This is a genomic window from Aquabacterium sp. UBA2148 (assembly GCF_002328915.1).
In the GTDB taxonomy this organism is placed as follows: domain Bacteria; phylum Pseudomonadota; class Gammaproteobacteria; order Burkholderiales; family Burkholderiaceae_C; genus Aquabacterium; species Aquabacterium parvum.
The window spans coordinates 1-2,758 of the sequence record NZ_DCXA01000237.1; the positions used below are offsets into that span (position 1 = coordinate 1).

At 68.6% G+C, this 2,758-nt stretch carries 4 protein-coding genes; 3 read left to right on the forward strand and 1 reads right to left on the reverse strand.

Annotated elements, in window-relative coordinates:
* Positions 1-581 (reverse strand): LysR substrate-binding domain-containing protein (locus B2W70_RS13335; RefSeq protein ID WP_286746370.1); only part of this gene is annotated, 581 nt, incomplete at its 3' end.
* A 62-nt stretch (positions 582-643) separates the two neighbouring features.
* Here B2W70_RS13335 and B2W70_RS13340 point away from each other — a divergent pair.
* The 3 genes from B2W70_RS13340 to B2W70_RS13350 form a co-directional block, all read left to right on the forward strand.
* A complete protein-coding gene (locus tag B2W70_RS13340; RefSeq protein ID WP_286746372.1) occupies positions 644-1,306 on the forward strand; it encodes an acyltransferase in 663 nt (220 codons plus the stop codon).
* A complete protein-coding gene (locus B2W70_RS13345; protein WP_286746373.1) occupies positions 1,303-2,433 on the forward strand; it encodes a glycosyltransferase in 1,131 nt (376 codons plus the stop codon). The genes B2W70_RS13340 and B2W70_RS13345 overlap by 4 nt, the downstream gene beginning before the upstream one ends.
* A gap of 8 nt (positions 2,434-2,441) precedes the next feature.
* Positions 2,442-2,758, forward strand: a 317-nt coding sequence (locus B2W70_RS13350) for a glycosyltransferase (protein ID WP_286746375.1), incomplete at its 3' end; no start/stop codon positions are given.

The window sequence follows — 2,758 nt, forward strand, 5'->3', positions numbered from 1 at the left end:
TCGCGGGGGTGGATCAGGGTGTGGCGGGCGAGGTCGTCGATGCTGTGAACCGGCTGGCGGGCCAGCAACTGAGGCGAGGCCACGATGGCGGCCACGCAGCGGCACAGCGGCTGCGCTTGCAGACCTGGCCAGGGCCCTTTGCCGACGCGGATGGCGGCGTCGATGGGCTCACGCTCGAAATCGACGAAGTCCATGCGCGCATCCAGGCGGATGCTGACGTCGGGGTGCTGGGCCTGGAACGCCGCCAGCCTGGGGATCAGCAGCTCCTGCGCCACCAGCGGGGTCATGCTCAGGCGCAGCACAGGGCGCGTGTGGTGGTGCAGGAGGTCGGCGTGCCCTTGCCGGTACTGCTGCAGCATGCGCGAGACCAGCTCGGCGAACTGCCGTCCGGCGTCGGTCAGCTCCACCCGGCGGGTCAGGCGAAGGAACAGCGGCAGGCCCAGGTGCGATTCCAACTGACGGATCTGCTGGCTGACCGCGGCGGTGGTGACGTGCAGCTCGGCGGCGGCCTTGCTGAAACTCAGCAGGCGGGACGCTGCTTCGAAGGCCGGGAGCAACTGGAGTGGGGGTGGGCGCTGCATGGTGTCAAGGTGGTGGGCGCGAGTCTAAGCGCCCCTCGTGGAATCGGGGACAATGCGGGGCCATGTCTGCCCTGATCCAGAAACTCAAACGCCCCCTGGTGCGCGCCGCTGCGGCGTTCACCGGGCCGCGCATGGTGTACGGCTGGGGCAACCCCGATGGCAGCTGGTGCGCCAGCACCCGTGTGAGCACCCACACCTGCCTGGAGGGCCTCGAAGGGCTGGTGTTGCAAGACCACGTGTTCGTGGGCCACTTCAACCGGCTCGATGGCTCCAACGGCCTGCTCATCGAAGAAGGCGTGCAGGTCACCAACTACGTGTCCATCCTCAGCCACTCCAGCCACCGCTCGGTGCGGGTCATGGGGCGGCGCTACCTGGGTGATCCGCAACCGGTGGGCTACATCCGCAAAGCCACGCGCGTGGGCGCCTACAGCTTCATCGGGCCGCACAGCGTGGTTGCGCCGGGTGCGCAGATCGGCAAGGGCGTGATCGTGCAGGCCTACAGCTTCGTGTCCGGCGTGGTGCCTGATTTCGCCATCGTCGGCCCAGAAGCCCATGGCAAGCCGGCGGTGGTGCTGGGCGACAGCCGAGAGCTGGACCGCGCCCTGCTGCAGCGCCACCCCGAGCTGCATGCCCTTTATGCCCAATGGGCCGGCAAAGACCACCTGCGCCGTGCGCTCGAGGGCCATGTGGCCCAGGGCGACGAGAACCGTTCCATCTCCTCATGAGCAGCACCTGCCCGACCCGCATCCTGTTTTTTGCCGACGCGGCCAGCGTGCACACCCGCCGCTGGGTGCAGGCCGTGGCCGACCGGGGCGGCGAGGCGGTGGTCATCACGCGCCAGCCCGCCGAGGTGCCTGGCGCGAAAGAGGTCATCGCCATCCGGCCGGGCGCTGACAAGCTGGGCTGGTTCCAGGCGCTGCCCGAGGTGCGTCGCGTGTCTCGCGAGGTCATGGCGCGTTTCCAGCCCACCCTGGTGCATGGCCATTACGTCACGTCTTACGGCCTGTGGGCGGCGGCTTGCGGGCTGGCCCTGCCGAAGGTGCTCACCGCCTGGGGCAGCGACATCCTGGTCACGCCGCGCGAGAGCCGGCTGATGCGCCTGGTCGTGGCCTGGTCGCTGCGCCGCGCCGACCTCATCACGGCCGACTCGATGGACATGATCGACGAGATCGCGCAGTACCACCCCTCGGCGCCTTGCCACCAGATCCTGTGGGGCGCCGACACCGATCTGTTCACGCCGCTGGATGCGTCCCACAAGCCCGACAGCTTCGACATCGTCAGCCTGCGCAGCTGGGAGCCGAACTACAACATCGACGTGATCGTCAATGCCTTTGCGCGCTTCGTGGCCGATCGGCCCGATGCCGCCGCGCGCCTGCACCTGCTGGGCGGTGGCAGCCTGCAGGGCGACATCGAGCAGCAGGTCAAGCACCTGGGCCTGGTCGACCAGGTGGTGTTCCATGGTCGCGTGGGTGACCGCGCCATGGTCGAGGCCATCCAGCAAAGCCGCGTGTCGGTGTCGGTGCCCACCTCGGATGCGACCTCGGTGTCGGTGCTCGAGTCGATGGCCTGCGGGCTGCCGATCGTGGCGTCCGACCTGCCAGCCAACCGCCAGTGGATCGACGAGCGAGGCGGCTGCATCGTGCCTGTGCGCGACGCAGATGCGCTCACGCAAGCCATGTTGCGGCTGCACGACCACCCCGAGCAGACGGCGCAGATGGGCCCGCACAACCGCGATCGCATCGAGCGAGATGCGTCCAGGCGCGGGCAGATGGACGCCATGTGGCGCCACTACCAGAAGCTGCTGCAGCCTTGCGACCTGCGCATGCAGCGCAAGCGCGCGGTCAGCGGTTGAGGTCGGGCATGAGCGCCGTCAGTTTCGCTCAGCCTGCTGTGCCTCGGCGCGTGTCCGTCATCGTGCCCTGCCGCAACGAGGTCGAGCACATCGTGCCCTTTTGCCAGAGCGTTGCCGCGCAACGCCTGCCCGAAGGCTGGACGCTGGAAGTGTGGATCGCCGACGGCATGAGCAACGACGGCACGCGCGAGCGCTTGAGCGCCTTTTGCGAGGCCATCAACGCAGGTCAGCACGCGGGCCGGGGCGCGGACCAGGGCGAGAAGGCCATGCACTTTTCGATGATCGACAACCCTGGGCGCATCGTCTCGACCGGGCTGAACCGCTG